The organism is Methylosinus sp. shoA (genome assembly GCF_059718125.1).
In genome coordinates, this window is sequence record NZ_AP046091.1 from 3,495,075 (window position 1) to 3,511,594 (window position 16,520).

The 16,520-nt window shown below is 64.7% G+C and carries 14 protein-coding genes and 1 tRNA gene; 9 read left to right on the forward strand and 6 right to left on the reverse strand.

The features are described 5' to 3' along the window. The first annotated feature begins 5 nt into the window (after positions 1–5). The 9 genes from AC6IW9_RS16170 to AC6IW9_RS16210 all read left to right on the forward strand — a co-directional run bounded on the left by AC6IW9_RS16170 (position 6) and on the right by AC6IW9_RS16210 (position 6,371). Positions 6–812 carry a biotin--[acetyl-CoA-carboxylase] ligase gene (locus AC6IW9_RS16170; protein ID WP_497765116.1) on the forward strand — a complete coding sequence of 269 codons (807 nt, stop codon included), beginning with the start codon at positions 6–8 and terminating at the stop codon, positions 810–812. Next, positions 809–2,479: a ribonuclease J gene (locus AC6IW9_RS16175; RefSeq protein WP_497765117.1), complete on the forward strand. Its 1,671-nt coding sequence runs from the start codon at positions 809–811 to the stop codon at positions 2,477–2,479. Before AC6IW9_RS16170 ends, AC6IW9_RS16175 begins: the two co-directional genes overlap by 4 nt. Before the next feature lie 141 nt (positions 2,480–2,620). Beyond that, a complete protein-coding gene (gene mce / locus AC6IW9_RS16180; protein ID WP_497765118.1) occupies positions 2,621–3,025 on the forward strand; it encodes a methylmalonyl-CoA epimerase in 405 nt (134 codons plus the stop codon). Positions 3,026–3,065: 40 nt separating this feature from the next. Continuing rightward, the gene (locus tag AC6IW9_RS16185) at positions 3,066–3,299 is read left to right on the forward strand and encodes a DUF1467 family protein (RefSeq protein WP_497765119.1); all 234 of its coding nucleotides are present in this window, start codon (positions 3,066–3,068) and stop codon (positions 3,297–3,299) included. A 113-nt stretch (positions 3,300–3,412) separates the two neighbouring features. After that, positions 3,413–3,488: transfer RNA gene (locus AC6IW9_RS16190), tRNA-Lys, on the forward strand. A gap of 1,241 nt (positions 3,489–4,729) precedes the next feature. Continuing rightward, positions 4,730–4,984: a type II toxin-antitoxin system HicA family toxin gene (locus tag AC6IW9_RS16195; RefSeq protein ID WP_497765120.1), complete on the forward strand. Its 255-nt coding sequence runs from the start codon at positions 4,730–4,732 to the stop codon at positions 4,982–4,984. Next, complete coding sequence (locus tag AC6IW9_RS16200) at positions 4,981–5,304, forward strand: type II toxin-antitoxin system HicB family antitoxin (RefSeq protein WP_497765121.1); 324 nt, start codon at positions 4,981–4,983, stop codon at positions 5,302–5,304. Before AC6IW9_RS16195 ends, AC6IW9_RS16200 begins: the two co-directional genes overlap by 4 nt. Positions 5,305–5,315: 11 nt before the next feature. Continuing rightward, the gene (locus tag AC6IW9_RS16205) at positions 5,316–5,543 is read left to right on the forward strand and encodes a hypothetical protein (RefSeq protein ID WP_497765122.1); all 228 of its coding nucleotides are present in this window, start codon (positions 5,316–5,318) and stop codon (positions 5,541–5,543) included. 546 nt (positions 5,544–6,089) lie between these two features. Next, positions 6,090–6,371, forward strand: coding sequence for a HigA family addiction module antitoxin (locus AC6IW9_RS16210; protein ID WP_497765123.1), 282 nt, complete (start codon positions 6,090–6,092; stop codon positions 6,369–6,371). 289 nt (positions 6,372–6,660) lie between these two features. On the opposite strand, the gene AC6IW9_RS16215 is transcribed toward AC6IW9_RS16210, so the two are convergent. From AC6IW9_RS16215 to AC6IW9_RS16240, 6 genes are all read right to left on the reverse strand, one after another. Next, positions 6,661–11,043: a sialate O-acetylesterase gene (locus AC6IW9_RS16215; protein ID WP_497765124.1), complete on the reverse strand. Its 4,383-nt coding sequence runs from the start codon at positions 11,041–11,043 to the stop codon at positions 6,661–6,663. A gap of 283 nt (positions 11,044–11,326) precedes the next feature. Beyond that, positions 11,327–12,283: a S49 family peptidase gene (locus AC6IW9_RS16220; RefSeq protein WP_497765125.1), complete on the reverse strand. Its 957-nt coding sequence runs from the start codon at positions 12,281–12,283 to the stop codon at positions 11,327–11,329. 1 nt (position 12,284) lies between these two features. Then, positions 12,285–12,581 (reverse strand): hypothetical protein, encoded by a 297-nt coding sequence (locus AC6IW9_RS16225; RefSeq protein WP_497765126.1) that lies wholly within the window; start codon positions 12,579–12,581, stop codon positions 12,285–12,287. Continuing rightward, entirely contained in the window at positions 12,578–13,195 is a 618-nt protein-coding gene (locus tag AC6IW9_RS16230; protein WP_497765127.1) for a hypothetical protein, read from the reverse strand. The genes AC6IW9_RS16225 and AC6IW9_RS16230 overlap by 4 nt, the downstream gene beginning before the upstream one ends. A 1,325-nt stretch (positions 13,196–14,520) precedes the next feature. Then, positions 14,521–15,219, reverse strand: coding sequence for a hypothetical protein (locus AC6IW9_RS16235; protein ID WP_497765128.1), 699 nt, complete (start codon positions 15,217–15,219; stop codon positions 14,521–14,523). Then, positions 15,216–16,514 (reverse strand): site-specific integrase, encoded by a 1,299-nt coding sequence (locus tag AC6IW9_RS16240; RefSeq protein ID WP_497765129.1) that lies wholly within the window; start codon positions 16,512–16,514, stop codon positions 15,216–15,218. The genes AC6IW9_RS16235 and AC6IW9_RS16240 overlap by 4 nt, the downstream gene beginning before the upstream one ends. Between the last annotated feature and the right edge of the window lie 6 nt (positions 16,515–16,520).

The following is a 16,520-nucleotide window of genomic DNA, read 5'->3' on the forward strand; positions in this document are numbered from 1 at the left end:
CGCAGATGGAAAAGGTCGAGCTCGGCCGCTGCGCTCATGCGCGTGGCGTGCGCCTCGAAGTCTTCGAGACAATCGACTCGACCAATGACGAGGCGCGTCGGCGCACCGAGTCCGGCGACGCCGGTCCGCTGTGGATCATGGCGGCGCGTCAGACCAGGGGCCGTGGGCGTCTCGGCCGCAGCTGGAGCTCGCTCGACGGCAATCTGCATGCGAGCCTGCTGCTCGCCGGCTTCGGCCCGGCGTCCATCGCGCCGCAGCTCGGCTTCGTCGCGGGGCTCGCGACGATCGCCGCGCTGATCGAGACCACGGGCGCGCCGCATCGCCTTGCACTGAAATGGCCGAATGACGTGCTGCTCGACGGCGCCAAGCTCGCCGGCGTGCTGCTCGAAGGCGCACAGCCGACGCAGCGGGGAGAGCCGTTCGCCTGCATCATCGGCATCGGCGTCAATTGCGCGGCCTCGCCCGAGGGCCTTTCCTATCCCGCGAGCGATCTCTCCCGCCTCGCTTCTCCACCGAACGCCGCGGCGCTCTTCGCTCGCCTTTCGGACCAGATGGAAGAGACGCTGCGGCTCTGGGCTGGCGGCGTCGGCTTCCCGGTGTTGCGCGAGCGGTGGCTCGCGCATGCGGCGGGGCTCGGCGAGGAGATCGAGGCGCGCCTGCCCGGCGAAACGCTTCGCGGACGCTTCGAGACCATAGATTCGGAGGGCCGCCTCATTATTGCCGCCGAAGGCGGACGGCGCGTCATCGAAGCGGGAGACATTTTCCTGCCGGCCCCTTCGGCGGCCCGGCCCGAGCCGGAGCGACGCCCATGAAAGACGAAACAGAAGATTTTGTTTTCGCGCCGCTGGGCGGCCTCGGCGAGATCGGCATGAACGCCGCGCTCTACGGCTTCGGCCCGCCGCGCGCGCGCAAATGGATGATGGTCGATTGCGGCCTCGCCTTTCCCGGCCCGGAGCTCCCGGGCGTCGATCTCTTGATGCCCGACGTCTCCTTCGTCGAAAAAATCCGCCGCGATCTCGTCGGACTCGTCATCACTCACGCGCATGAGGATCATATCGGCGCGCTGTCCTTCCTGTGGCCGAAGCTGCGCTGCACGGTCTATGCGACGCGCTTCGCCGCCGGCCTGCTCGAGGCGCGGCGACTCTCCGAGGCCGGCGCGCCCAATATCAAGATCGTGACCGTCGCGACGGGCGATCGGCTCGACATCGGGCCGTTCAATGTGGAGCTCGTCGCCGTCGCCCATTCCATCCCCGAGAGCAATGCGCTCGCGATCCGCACGCCGCTCGGCCTCGCCATCCACACGGGCGACTGGAAGATCGATCCCGAGCCGCGCGTCGGCCATCGCATCAACGCGGCGCGGCTCAGCGCGCTCGGCGACGAGGGCGTCGACGCGCTGATCTGCGATTCGACCAATATTCTGCGCGAGGGCGACAGCTTCTCCGAGAGCGATGTCGCGAAGACGCTGATGCGGCTGATCGGCGAGGCGAAGCATCGCGTGATGGTGACGACCTTCGCCTCCAATGTCGCGCGCATCCGCTCGGTGGCGGAGGCGGCGCAGGCGGCCGGGCGCAGCGTCGTGATCGCCGGGCGGGCGATGGAGCGCGTGATTCAGGTGGCGCGCGAATGCGGCTTCCTCGACGGGTTGCCGCCCTTCCTCTCGCTCGACATGTTCTCCGCTCTGCCGCGCGAAAAAATCGTGGTGCTGGCGACCGGCAGCCAGGGCGAGCCGCGCGCGGCGATGGCGCGCGTCGCCGAGAAGGAGCATCCGGCGATCAAGCTCGCCGCGGGCGATCTCGTGATCTTCTCTTCGCGCGCCATTCCCGGCAACACGCGCGAGGTGAACCGCGTCGTCAACAAGCTCTGCGATCAGGGCATGGAGGTCGTCACGGATCACGATCATCTGGTGCATTGCTCCGGCCATCCGCGGCGCGGCGAAGTGGCGCAGCTCTACGACTGGGTGCGGCCGCGCGCGGCGGTGCCCGTGCATGGCGAGGGGCATCACCTCACCGTCCACGCCGCTTTCGCCGAGGCGCGCGGCGTGACACAGGTGCTCGGCGCGCGCAATGGCGACATCGTGCGTCTGATGCCGGGGGAACTCGCCGTCGTCGGCAAGACGCCGGGCGGGCGGCTCTACAAGGACGGCGACGTGCTGATCGGCGAGGGCGACGGCGCGGTGCGGGAGCGGGCCAAGCTCGGCTTCGCCGGCGTCGTCTCCCTCGCTCTCGCCATCGACAAGCGGGGCGACATGGTGGGCGACCCCGATGTGATGTTGGCGGGCCTGCCCAAGCGCGGCCAGAGCGGCGAGGACATGGCCGAAGTGGTGGACGAGGCGATCTTCCGCACCTTCGACAATCTGCCGCGGCAGAAGCGCCGGGACGTCGACGCGGCCGCGACGGCGATCGAGCGCGCCGTCCGGGCGAGCGTCAATTCGGTCTGGGGCAAGAAACCGCAAGTGCATGTATTGATCATCGAAGCGTGATGGCGCATCTAGAGCGCTTTCCGCTCGAACGGGATCGTTCGAGCGATCACAATTCGCTCCAAACGAAAAGCTGGAGCGCGGTATCGATTCAATCGGATCGGAAACCGCTCCGGGCCTCGAGAAGATTGTCAGGGACACGTCATGATCGGACGCTTGAACCATGTCGCCATCGCCGTCGGCGATCTCGCGGCGGCCGCCTCGACTTATCGGGACATACTCGGGGCGAAAGTCTCCGAGCCCGAGGCCGTTCCCGAGCACGGCGTCACGGTGGTCTTCGTCGAGCTCCCCAATACGAAGATCGAGCTGCTGCAGCCGCTGGGCGAGGGCTCGCCCATCGCTGGCTTCGTCGCGAAGAATCCGGCGGGGGGCATTCATCACCTCTGCTATGAGGTGGACGACATCATCACGGCGCGCGACACGCTGAAGGCGGCTGGGGCGCGGGTTCTGGGCGACGGCGAGCCGAAGATCGGCGCGCATGGCAAGCCGGTGCTGTTCCTGCACCCCAAGGACTTCAACGGAACGCTGGTGGAGCTCGAGCAGGCCTGAGTCCGCGACGCGGCCGGGCGAGATCGGGGAAGGGCGGACCATGCCGTTTTCGACGCCGCTCGCGATCGCGATTTATCTGACGATGTGGTGGATCGTGTTATTTGCGATCCTACCGATCGGCGTGCGTTCCTCGGAGGAGGAGGGCGAGACGCCGCCCGGCGGAGACCCGGGCGCGCCGGCAAGGCCGAAGCTGTGGATGAAGGCGGCGGCCACGACGGTAGTGTCCACGATCCTGTTCGCGCTCTTTGCGCTTTATGTGAAGTGGATGGGGTGACGATCCGGCGCGGGCGGCCGGGGTTGACCGGTCGGGCTGCAACGGTTAGGGGTCGGCGGCCCAAATCGCAACGATCCGTCGCCCGCATGTGCCGGATCGGGCGACCTTCGAGCGAGCGCGTAGCTCAGTCGGTAGAGCATCTGACTTTTAATCAGAGGGTCATGGGTTCGAGTCCCATCGCGCTCACCAAGGAAATCAAATACTTACGACGAATAGCGGGCTGTCTAAGCCAAGGCCGAAGCGGCAAAATCGCCACCATGTCGCCACCAGCGGATGCGTTGGACGCGCTGTCACGGCCGCACGCCGCGACTCCGATGCGCGCTCTGAAACGGTCGCAGGGTGCGACTGTTTTGACCGGATCAAAATCGCACGATGCGACTTTGATCGTGCGAGGCTCGCCGTCATGCAGCGAGCTGCGACGCGTCGGGAGGGCGTTCCGCCGGGAACCGCCATCCGCCGCGCTTGTCGATCGGGGGGCTTCGCCCTTTCCCGGCCGCGCGCCACCATGCCGACCATTCGGCCCACCCTGGCCCGCCGGCCGCGATCCACACGCTCGCCGGCACGGGCGCGGCTTCCGCGGCCTGCGGCGGCCCGTGGGAGCGCCAGTGGCCCCCGGATACACTCGCGCCGAGCAAATGAAACGCCCGCTCACGGCCCGCCGTCGCCGCTGCATAGGCCCTCGCTGCACGGACGAATTCGGCTTGGTCCGCGTCGACAACGACGGCCTTGCGCCAGGCGGCGAGCGCCGGTTGTCTCGGATTGTCGTCACCGCGAGACGGAAAGGCTTCGAAGAATTCGTCGAAGCGCTCATAGACCGCCGCGCCGCGCGGGACGCGCGACGAGTCTGTCTCTTCCTGTTGATCCTCTTCTATAGCGTCACGCGGCGTCACAGCCTCGTCACGCGCTGCGTCGCCGCTGGCGGCGCGCCACTCGCGCCAGCATCGCCTCGATAGTTTCGGCAGCGCCTTCGTCGCGCTCGACGATCCGCAGCTTGCCGCTCCGCTCGGCGATCAAGCCGGCCTCCCGTAACTTCGCCGGGCTCTCGAGGCAGCGGGCGTCATCTTCGTGGATGAGAACGGGGAGGGGCCGGGCGTGAGATTGAGGAAGCCCAAACCACAGGGCTCCCCAGGCGCGACGATTCCGGTCGAGAATTTGAACGCGGCGAACGACGAATAGCCGTCGCGTTCACCGCTGGCTGCAGAGCAGAGGGAAAAACCGGTGTCGCAACGCCATATGAGTAGCTATCTCAATATCTTGCTCTCAGTTGTCAATCTCGCGCTGCTTGTCGCTGGCGGCGGCGGGCGATCGATCGCCGTGGCGAGGGTGGCGAGAAGGGCCGGTAGCGCCGAGTCTCGGCTTGTCCCGGAATGTCCGTATAAGTCCGCTTGCGTTCCCTGGCGTCCGCTACCATATTCTGGTATCAGTTCGGAATGAACGCGAAGCATCTGCGAACTTTGGAGGCGATCTTCGCTCGGCCCGTCCCGTCGGACATTCGATGGTCGGAAATCGAAAGCCTCCTGGTCGCGCTGGGCGCCGAGCGTTCCGAAGGGCGCGGCTCCCGTGTCCGGTTCTTGCTCGGCGGCGCCGAGGCGGTTTTCCATCGCCCGCATCCGCAGCCGGAGACCAACAAGGGCGCGGTCGTCGCGGTTCGCCGGTTCCTCGAGAGTGCGGGAGTGAAGCCATGATCCTGAAGCATGACGGCTATATCGCCGAGGTCAGCTACGAAGATGGCGACGCGCTCATGAACGGCGTCGTCGTCAACGCGCGCGCGACGCTTCACTTCGCCGGCCGGGACATAAGCGAGCTGCGCGGCGCTTTCGCCGAGACGATCGAGGATTATCGCGACTGGTGCAAGGAGCGCGGCGTCGAGCCCGAGAAGCCCTATTCCGGGACGCTCTCTCTGCGCATTCCGCCGGAGCTTCACAAGCGCGTCGCCGAGCGGGCCGCCAAGGCCGGCGAAAGCATCAACCAATTCATCGCCGAAAGGCTTGAGGAAGTCGCGTAGGACGCAACGCCGTGTCGAACAGCGTCAAGAAGCATCCGGCCGGCGGGATATCGACCGCGCCGAGTGAGAAAGACGACAAGGTGCGAGCGCATCGCAGGACGCGCCGTGCCGCTCGCGTCGCGCTGCGGAACGGCGACGAGAGGTTGCCGGATCGCAAGCAGACGGAAAACGTCTGGACGTATTCGAAAGACGGTAAGGCGTGGTTCGGCCGAAAATATCCTGAACTCATGCGCAAATAGACCGGGGCGCCATCTTCGCTCCGGAAGGCCGTCGGACTGGAGGATTACCATGGCGATTGACACGCTCCGCCACCATGCCGTTCTTCGAGCATTGAACGTGAGGATTTCCCTCACCCCGGCGAACACGCCGGCGAAGTGATCGCCTGCGCTTCGATGTGGGCGTGGCTATTTGGTTTTTCAGGGCTCGAACCATCGGCCTTTGCTGCGCACGATCGCGCAGGAGGCGCTTGGACACTTCGTTCCTTTCGGGAACTAAGTGTGCTACGGCTCGTCCGCGCAAGAGCTTGAGGTCGGCGCCACCCCGCTCGCTTCGGCGCAAGCCCCTGGCGGCCCGAGATGCGTGTCGACCTGTACCATGCACGATATGGGCTTCGCGCGCATGGGCCGTCCCGCCGCCGTTGCGCCGCAGGCGGCGAGTTCATCGAGGAATACAGTCGCTGGCCGGGCGAATCATTCAGGAAGCTGAGACTGAAAATGGCAGGGGCGCATCGATGACGCGCTAAGAAAGGCCGCCGGGCGGTGATTACCACTGAGAGGAGCGCCCATATGACCAGGATCAGAACTCACCCCGGAGAAGTCCTCGCCGAGGAATTTATGCAGCCGTTCGATCTATCCGCCCGCGCTCTGGCGGAAGCCATCGGCGTTCCAGGCAACCGGCTCAGCGCTATCGTGCGGGGGCGCCGCGATGTGTCGGCGGACACCGCCATTCGCCTCGGCCGCTATTTCGGAACCGACCCGCGCTTCTGGCTCAACCTGCAGGCCGCTCATGATCTGTCGAAGGCCGAGGGCGAGAACGATTATTCGCGCGTGCCGATCCGCGCGGCCTGACGTCCAAACTCTCAATCGAAGGTCTTCGGGCTTTCGAAGCTGCCGGATGCGAACAGGCAGCGACGACGCGCTCCGGAAGGCCGTGGGGCTGTGTCGCTGCTGAATCGCGCGCGCGTCGACGATCAGGACTCACCCAGGCGAGGTCCTCGCCGATGAATTCATGCGGCCGCTCGACCTATCCGCCCGTACGACCGGGAGGTCTCGACGTTCCCGGCAACTGGATCAACGATATCGTGCGGGGGCGACGCGATGTGTCGGCAGACACGGCGACCGCCCCCTGCTAGCTCGCCTATGTGCCGAACCAGCGACCAATCGCACGCACCATGATCGATTTCGTGGTCGAGTTATTCAGAGATACAGGGCTGCTCGGAACCACATTGGCGCCATTATGAGAGTAGGCTCGAACACCAAAGTCGCTGGCAAAGTTGGCGCCCGGCCGCATGCTCGCTCCGGTAACGACCACAACTGAGCCGGCCAAGAACGGAACTGGAAAATCCCAAACTACGCTGCCTGCCGGCTTAAACACCGACCCCTCTGCGGTGTCCCAGGCAGTAGTTGTTTGGTCAATGACATGCCAGCATTCTTGCACGCCGTTCGCGCGACGCTCGTAGCTCCCATTGGCGTTGGAGCCATATTCGAAAATTGCCCCTTTCGGATAGCCGCCTGTCTGCGCGACCGTCCCGACGATTCCAGGGGCCCGAATGAATATCCCTCCCGCATTTACCGCCGCCGTGATATGTCCATCACTCTCGCAAAACTCCATTATCGGCGCATAGTTCGGATCATTGATCTCACTGTGGAAGCCGAAGGTCATCGTCTTTATCGCTTGTCTGTCCACCGCTCGACAGTTGCGATACGCGACACGCGACGCAGAGGTGTGCTCGATTCCACCGCTCGAGAACACGCGGAATCCGGCGATTCCGACAATCGTTTGCCCCGAGGCTCCAGTATCGAGCGCGACGCAATTATCGTAACTGATTCGATCCGTCGAGCTGCCTTCCGGCACGCCTGCCGAAGCACTAGGACCACTTGCGACATATCCGACGCCACAACGCAGCGAGGTGCAGTTCACGTGGCGAATACGAATTCCGGTGTTCGCGACTTTGAAGCCGTAGGTGTAGGCATCGATAACAACGCATCCATCGACAACGATATCTTCGTTTGTCGCCGGGCCGCCTGTGATATCTATTCCCTGATCAGCGACCTTGACAGTGGCATTGACCACGCGGATCTCTTTGCTTCCGCCGATAGGAATAGCGCGTGTGTAGCGCTTCGACTCCACACCATCGAACAGACCAGTCAGGTTCTCGACGCGCGGCCTCAGGAAGACAAAGTCTTTGCACTGATCGAGCCAGATGCCTTGAACGTGATCGTCGGTCGGCGCGCCTGTCGCGGTTGTGCGGACCCACCGTATGTCATGCACATACGGACTGATGACGACTGATGTATGATCGAGGCTGCGCAGCAGAATGCCTGTGCCACTGTCATCGCCGTAGACCTCAAGATCCTGGAGGTGGTGCCCAATGCCTCCAATGATGGAGATGCCGAATGCGCTGCTCAGCCGGCCATTCGCTGTATTCGTCCCGTTCAGAGCGCCGCCGTTGGTTCCGTCGCCGTTGCGATTGACCCGCACCTTGATCAGCTCGAGTTTGTTCACAGTGTTGGCGGACAGCGTGATTGTACTGGCCCCTGGCGCCAGCTGCTTGAACGTGATGTCTCGCAAGCGCTCATTGGCGACCAGCGTATATTGTCCGCTGTAGCCGTAGGTCTTGCCGCCACCGTCGAGCGGCACGCCGAGACTGCGCGCCACTGCGCGCGCGTCGTTGATTTTCGCCGTGTCGTCGGCCACGCCATCGCCGATCGCGTAAAACGGCGCCTGGCGCGGATCGATTTTCGGCGACGCCAAGGCGAGCCAGCCGCCGACGCCGGCGCCGACGCCGGTGAGGGCTCCCACAGGAAAGCCGACACAGTTCTCGAGATTGCCGCCGCTCGGCGTGTCGAGCGAGCCGCCGCCGACGAGTATTCCACCGGCCGAGCCGACATCTTGCACCAGCGCCGTCGCGACGCCTTCGCCGAGGTCGGGGAAGCCGGCCCCGACGATCGAGCCGACGCCGCTCGGGAGCAGATAGCTGTCGCCGATGTAATCCATCATCGCATCGGCTGCGGCGGCGCCCGCTGTGACCGATCCCGCCGCGTCGAAATGCGTGTTGTCGGGCGTCGGAAGGAGGGTCACCGCGGAGAAATCGAGACAAGTGACGCGATCGTCGGCCGCGTCGATCGCGAGCTGATCCGTGTGCACCGACGCGCTGTAATAGGCCGAGGCGGTCGGTATCGTGCCCATGACGATCGGCAGATCGGCGACGCCGGTAAAATCGCGCACGCCGGCGAACAGGGCTTCGGTGTCGACCCTGTAATAGGTCGGCGCCGCCTTGGCGTTCTCGCCCAGATGATGGAAGGCGCCGAGCACATTGCACTCGATCGCGTGCTCCGCGCAGAACGTCTTCAGCGCCAGAAATTTGTTTTTCAGCGCGTCGAACAGCGACGGCGTGCCGGCGGGGAGGGCGCTCGACGGCACATGCCAGGAGCCGTCCGGATTGGCGCCCGTGTCGACGCCGGTCCCGCCCTGCGTGACGCGGCAGACGACGAGGTTCGGGATCGTGTCGGCCATCTGCGCGCAAGCGACATCGATGAAGCCGAATTTCTGCGATGATTTTTTGTCGCCCGCCCAGGACGAGCCGCATTGCGTCGCGCCGACGGGATAGAGCCAATAGGTGTCGTCGAGCTCTCGTCCGTTCCAGTTCCAGACGTTCGGCACGATTTTCGTCGCCTGCCATCCGGCCGGCGCGCTCGGATCGGAGATTTCGGCGCGACCGTCGGCATTGCTCTGGCCGAAGACCATGATCACGAAAATCCGCGTCGGGTAGCGAACATGCGCACGCGCATTCGCGAAATCGAGCAGCCAGTCGCGCTCTTCGTCGGCAATGTCGCCGACGATCACCGTTACATCATAGATGCGCAGCGGCGCGCCTGGCGTCACATTGCCGCGCGCGGCGAGATAGAGCGCCGTATCGTCGGATGCGCCGCCGACGGTGATTGCCGCGAGATCGGCTTTCGTGCGGCCGGCGACGCCCTCGCCGGCGGTTCGGTCCCACCAGATGAAAGCGACCTTGTCGCGCAAGCCGCCGTCGGCCAGCGATGTGGTCGCGCCGCCGATGACGAATTCGTCGTTCTCGCCGAGCGCGCGCAGTCCCGCCGTGTTTCCGGCGCCCGAGATGAGGCTCGCCGTCCAGATCCAGGACGCTTGCGGCTTGACCTGCCGATAGCCGATGCAAACGCCGCCCTTCCATGTCGACAGTCCGAGCCCGTGGATCGTCGTGCAGACGAAGCGGTCGTCGATGTCCCCTTCTTCATTGGCTTCGAGCCAGCAGCGCGCGCCATCGGTGCGCCAGGTGAAGCCGGCGGTGTCGGTCACCGCCACGAAGACGGCGCGCGTGTCCGACGAGCAGGACACGCTGTCGAAATCGATCACGCCCGCGCCGCCGGCGCAGGTGAGATGCAGATAGACGGTCTCATTGGCCGAGGGCGTGTAGGTGAGCGTCACCGCGCCGCTGACGCCGGCGGCGAGCAGTTTCTGCCCGAGCGATGAGGCGTTCGCCGCCGCGCCGTTGCGCAGCACGATCGCGGCCTGAGCGGACGCGCCGGAGATCCATGCTGCCGGCGCGGTGATGCGATAGAGACGCCCGGCCAGAAGATTGAGCGGCACATAGGCGGAGACGACCGTGCCGGTGCGGGTGACGCGCAATTTGCCCGCCGCCCAGGAGATCGTCCCGCCGCTGCCCGACGCCAGCGTCCAATTGGCGATATCCGAGTCGAAGGTCGCGTTCGGGATCGCGACGATCGACAGTGCGCCGCCGAGATTGTCCTTAGCGACAAACGCATTGACCGGATCGCCGTCGCCCGTCACAGGAATCGTGCAGCCGACGTCCTGGAACATCATGCTCTTGTCGGCCGGGTCGACCCAATAGACGCCGGCGGAAAGATCGGTCGGCTTGCGATTTGAAAGAAACGCGCGCGTCGTCGGCACGCCCCAGGCGCGCGCGCCGGTGTCATACCATCCGACCGGGATATCGAGATCGATGTCGCGCAGAATTTCGACGCCCGGCGGCAGTTCCGTCGCGGCGGAAATGATCTGGGCTTGCAGGTCCGCATCCGCATTGGCGCGCGTCAGCGCCTCAGTGGCGTCGGCAAAGATACGCGCATTGGCCTCCGCCGTGTCGGCCGCCGCCCTGGCGGTCGCTTCCGCAGCGACGGCGCCTGCGGCCGAGGCGGCGGAAGAGGCGGCGTTGGTCGCGCTCGTGGCGGCGGCCGTCGCAGACGCCGCCGCAGCCGCGGCGCTCGCCGCCGCCGCCACATCGAGCGGCGGCAGGTCGACGACCGGAGAGACATAGGAGCCGAGGCTCCAGACGATCTGATAGAGATTGGCGTCGCTCGCCTTGAAGCTCACCAGCGCATTGGCGTCGGCGATCATCGGATTCGAGCGCGGCGCGCCGAGATCGTCGAGAATTGTCGCCCGGGTCGTCGTGCCGTAGAGATAGACCGTCACCGTCGCGCCGGCGAGCGGCTGATTGGTCCGCAGATCGACCACATGCTTTTGATAGCGCAGATTCGTCATCCGTTTCGATCCTTGCGAGGGCGGGCGTCATCCGACGCGCGCGGTGTCTGTTTCTGTGATGGTGACGGCGGGAGTTTTAGCCCGCCGTCACCGGAGTGCGGACGTCCTCACGACGTGCGCTTCGCGGGCGTCTCACGACGCTCGCAAACCTTGAATTGTTGTGGCCTTGCACGATTGAACGGCGCGAAATCAGCGGGAGCCCGCATCGTGCTTTTCGCTGTTCGGCTGGCCGTGTCGCCGTCAATGGCTGCTCCCGAGTCGCGAGATGCCGGAATGTGCGTAGCTATCGATGATTCAGCCGAGCGAGCCTTGCGATGTTCTCCTCGCGCTGCAATGTCGGTGGCGTCGAGATCGCGTCGGCGCCGGTGGGGCGGCCTTTGAGCTTTGCGATTTGCACCAAGCCATTCATGGCCGAGGCTTGGCTTTCGATCTTGTCGACCATTCCGGCCTTTACGGCGGTGGCGCCGATCATAACGCCCCCTTGCCCATAGTTGTTTTTGACGGCCGTTGCCGTCGTCTTGCGACCGCGAGCGACATCGCCGATGAAGATGTCTTCGAGCGCATTCAACTGCTCGCGGATGACGGCGACGCCGCCCTCGGAAGTCGGGTCTGGCCGCTTGTTCGGCGCGTTCGACGAGACGACCTCGATATCGATATAGCCGTCGCGATCCGGCTGCATTTGCTTCGGAACGGCGGCAACCACGCCAATCGAGCCGACGACGGCCGTCCGGTCTGCCGAAATCATGCTGGTCTGAGTCGCGATCCAATATGCGGCCGAGGCGGCGCTCCCCATGACAAAGGCCCGCGTCGGTTTACGATTCGCACCGGACGCGACGCGTGTGGCGAAGTCGGCTATGCCGGAGACGGCCCCGCCGGGCGAATCGATCAGCAGCATGATCGCGGCGATGGACGGAGTGGAAAGGGCGACGATGTGATCCGCGCGCAGCACGGCAACGGAGGTCGCGCCCGACATTTCCGTCAGCATGTTCGCGCGCGGGAAGATCGGCCCTGTGATCGGAAGAACCGCAATATCGTTGACGACATAAGCGCGCGATGCGCCCGGAAGGATCCGGGCGCCTGGGCCGGCCATCGCGAGGTAATCGCGTTTGATCCATTCCCGCGCCGCGTCGAGCGTCGGTGACGAAGTATCCCGTTGCGCAACGGCGGAAAGAATTGGGAGCCAGCTCGGTTCGATCGCCCAAAATTCGCCGAGCAGCGCGCGGGTCGCATAACTGGTCATGTCAGCTTTTCCCTTTCGCGGTCGATGCGGCGAGTCCGGCTCGAAATCGATCGAACGTTTCGCAAATTGCACTGCCGGCGGCGTTGCCGAATGATCGGACGGCCGTCTCCGATACGCTGCTCCGCAGCAGATCGACTTCGGCGGCGCGCAGCTCGGCGGCCATGCTGCGTCCGACGCCGCGCCAGTCGAATCGGCTCGGATCGATCACGCCGTTGAGAGCCTGAATCGTTCGCTTCGCGATGTTTTCGCCGAAGGCGGCGCCATGGGCGCGGAAATCGAGAAGAGGGGCAGCACTCATAGCGGGAACCTCCGGTGCCATGCCTCGGCGCCATGCACATCGCGGCCAAAGTGATTCAGAAGGCTTGACCATTCTTTGAGGCTGCCGAGCTTCTTGCGAAGCTGCGCCGCCCAGCATAACCACCCAGGCGGCGTCGATAGCGACATGATGATGCCTTCCCGCACCAGACCAATTCGCAGCTCCTCTTCGGCGCGCAGCGCGGCGTCGAGCGCCAGCGTCGCATCGAGGATCGAGCGCATGTGATTTTCGAAGATCGGCTTCGTCTTCGTCAGGATGTCGAAGGCGCGGCGTCCCTTCACCTTTTGGAAGCGATCGGTCTGCAACTCGAGGGCGCGCCGCAGAACATCGACTTTCGCTTGCAACTCGTCGCACCGATCTGTGATCCTCGCGAGTGAGGGGAGTTGCTTGCTTTCGATGCGGGCCTTCGCTGCATCGTTGATTTGCTTATCGCGCGCCTTTCTGAAGTTGGCGATGGTCGCCACGAGGTCGGCGAGCTCGGCGCTCACCTCGTTGAACTCCGCCGCGATCTCGCGGAGCTTGTCGCGCTCTGCGATGAAGTCGGGAAACTCATCGAGCCGCGGAATCTCTGTTCGCTTCTCGTCCACCTTCGCCATCGGGCGCATGTCTCTCGTCGGTTTCGATCGATGAACGATAGCTCTCGGACGCGAGCGGCGCTTGGGACAAATTGGGACAAAATTCGAAGTTGGCGGAGAGCATCAGCGTTGAACGATGGCGACGAAATTTTCGGCGCAGACGGTCCTCGAGCGCGCCCGGTTCGATGTATCTACAGTGAAGCCCAAGCGCACGAATGGCCTCTCGGGCCGCGTGTCTCTCGTTCGGTTGCTCGCCCCGTCTCGCGGCCAGCACGATGAATCTGGCCATCATCGCAAGCGCTGCGTCGTCGTTCATCGGGCGACGACCGCGGCGCGATGGTGAGAGTGCTTCTCGATCAGGATCCTTTGTCACGATCTCGCCCGCTCCAAAAAAAAATTGGAGAGTTCGCGCGGCAAAATCCGCGCGTGAGAGAGGCTCCGGTTGCTTTCCCGTGCGGCCTTGAGGATTTCGTCCCCCGCCCCGGGTCGGTGCGACCGCGCCGGCGCGCGCCAACACCGCCATGGGGGAGCCGGCGCCGCGCTCGCGACAGGCTTGCGCGCGCCGGACGTGGCGCCAGTCAGCTCGACGCATGGTCGTCATCGAACAGGCCAAGCGCTTCGGTCGCCTCGGGGCCGATCGGCTCAGCGCGCAAGAGGGCCAGGAGCGCCGTGCGCTCGGCGGCGATCTCCGCTTCCCGCGCTCATAGGCAACTCCCGATCCGAAGCGACGGCTTCGAGCCAGCGAAACTTGAATGCGGCGAAGGAGGTCCATTGCGCCGGCGCGTCATTCGCGGCCACATAGCTCCCCCGTGAGTTCGCCGAGAAACCGCAGGCGCGCCTTGGCTCCAGCGGCACGCCAAGCGCATTTCAGGGCAGCGACCTCGGCGCTTACGACGGCCTCGGCCGCCGCCATGCCGCGGCGAGTTCTAGCGCGACCGCGCTCGCGAACGTCGGGCGCAGCCATCGCCTCCCGAGTGCGTCTGGAAATCAGCTCGCACTGCTCTTGGGTAAGGGGTTTTCTCGCCATCGGCTCACGCGACCTCGCGACGGTCGGAGGTGGAGGCCATCGGTGCGCTGAGACGCGACGCGGCCCATGCGTCGAGGTCCGACGGCGCATAGACGACGAGCCGACCGATCTTGCGGAACATCGGGCCGCCGCCGACCGTGCGATACTTCGCGAGGGTTCGATAGGAGCCGAAGCCGACTCGTTCTCGGAGATATTCGACGGCCTCATTCGGCCGCAGGAACTTTTCTGACATACAGTCACCCCGTTTGATGCGTGGTGACCGTCTATAGATATCGAATTTTCCGACGTGTCCCTTCCCGAGTAATCGGGAAGGGTTTTTTTAGGAGTTGGTTGTCGGGACGAATTGAAGGTCGGCCGGCTCGACCTTCAGCTCGGACGGAAACCGAACGGTGTGTTTCGGGTCGAGAATGGTCGCAGACGCCTGTTTGGGACGGGTGGATTCGCCAGCGATACGATAGGCCTCGACGGAAGAAAGAAACTCCCCGATTTCGCTGACACGGCAAGGAAATACGGTGTCATGATAACGAGGCTCATTGAGAAGGACGGAAGCAGCCCAAAAATGAGCGACGCTGCGAAACTCCGGCCACATGTCGTTATGAAATGTTTTTGCCGAAACGCGAATACCTCTGCTTTTTACTACAGCTCTGGCGATCGAAGATATTTGGTCTATTACGTCCTCACGCCTCGACTCGATGCCGGATTTTGCGCTCGCAATCTGAAAATGCGTGACTATTCCAACTATAAGCCCCTTAACGGATCTTGACCGGACAGCTTCTCGGTTTTCATTGATTCTATTGACGCTGCGCGCGATGTAGAACAAATTTTTCCAAATGCTATCCGGTATTTGGTCTGGATTTTCGGCAGCAAACTCGACGATCGATGCGCAATACGCCATTTCCCGGTCGGAGGGGGAATGCGGGAATAGCATCATGGCCTCGATTTGCGCCAAATGGAGACGGTTCGGGCGAGTAATAAAATCGGGATCGAGCTTGAGAATGGCGGGAGCGGTTTCACTCATTTGCGTCTGCTCCGCTTCGTATTATCGGACAACGTTGCGACTTCCGCGCCAGCCTTGCCCTGCATCGCCGCGGCGATCGTTGCGCCGATCGTGTCGGCGGCGCGGCGCAGCGGGTCCGCGTCCAGATGCGCGTATCGCGCCGTCGTCGCGGCCTGCGTATGGCCGAGCAGCTTGCCGATGATCGGCAGGCCGAGCGACGCGCCGGCGCCGACGCTGGCGAAGCTGTGGCGCAGATCGTGGAGCCGCACGCCCTCGAGGCCCGCGGCCTGCCGAACCGCCGCCCATGGGCGTTGCAGGTCGGCGCGCGGCGCGCCGTCCTTCGCGCCGGCGATGATATGCGGATTGCCTTCGATGCGCGGCAGGTCCGACAGCACGGCGAGCGCGGCGGCGCCGAGATAGATCGGCTTGCGGCCGGTCTTGCTGTCCGCCAGGAACAACATGCCGCGCTGGAAATCGACCTGCGACCATTGCGCGTCCAGGATCTCGCGAAGCCGCGCGCCGGTGAGAATGAGCAGCCGAATCGCCGCGACCGCGAAAGGGTCGAGCTTAACGAGCCTGTTCTCCGGCTTCGGCGCGTGCTTCGCCTTCGCCTTGGTCGCGTCGACCGCATAGGGCAGGCCGGCCGTCTCGCCCTCGGCGAGCGCCGCGCCGAGTCGGCCGAGCTCGTCGGAGGTGAGGAAGCGCTCGCGCTTGCTCTCGCGATAGCGATCGATCTCGCGCGCCGGGTTGTCGCCTTTGGGAACGAAGCCGCTCGCCATGCCCCAGGCGAACAGCTTCGCCCAGGTCGAGAGCGCGCGATTGGCGACATAGGGGCTCGCCGCCAGCTTCGCATGCAGCGTGGCGATTTGTGCGCGCGTGACGGCCTCGGCCTTCGCGGAGCCGTGCGCATCCTTCAGCCGCGCGAGCGCCGCCTTGTAGGAGGCCCGCGTCGAGGGCTTCAGCTTGCCGTCGACATGCTCGACTTCGAACGCGTCGCAGAGCGTCGCGACCGTCTGCGCCTTGCGCCGGTCGGCGAGTTCCTGCGCCGGATCGGCGCCGAGCCGCGCCCGCGCCAGCAGCTCGCCGGCCGCCTTTCTCGCTTGCTCCGGCGTCAGAGCGCCCACCTTGCCGATGGTGACGCGGCGCTTGGCGACGCCGCGGCCGCCGCCGTTGGGCCGATATTCGACGACGAAGGACTTCACCCCACTCGGCATGACGCGAAGGCCGAAACCGGGAAGGTCCGCGTCATAGGCGACGAACGGCTTGGCGATCGGTGCCAACGTGTCGACGGCGCGCTTGGTGAGCTTGACGATCATCCCCGA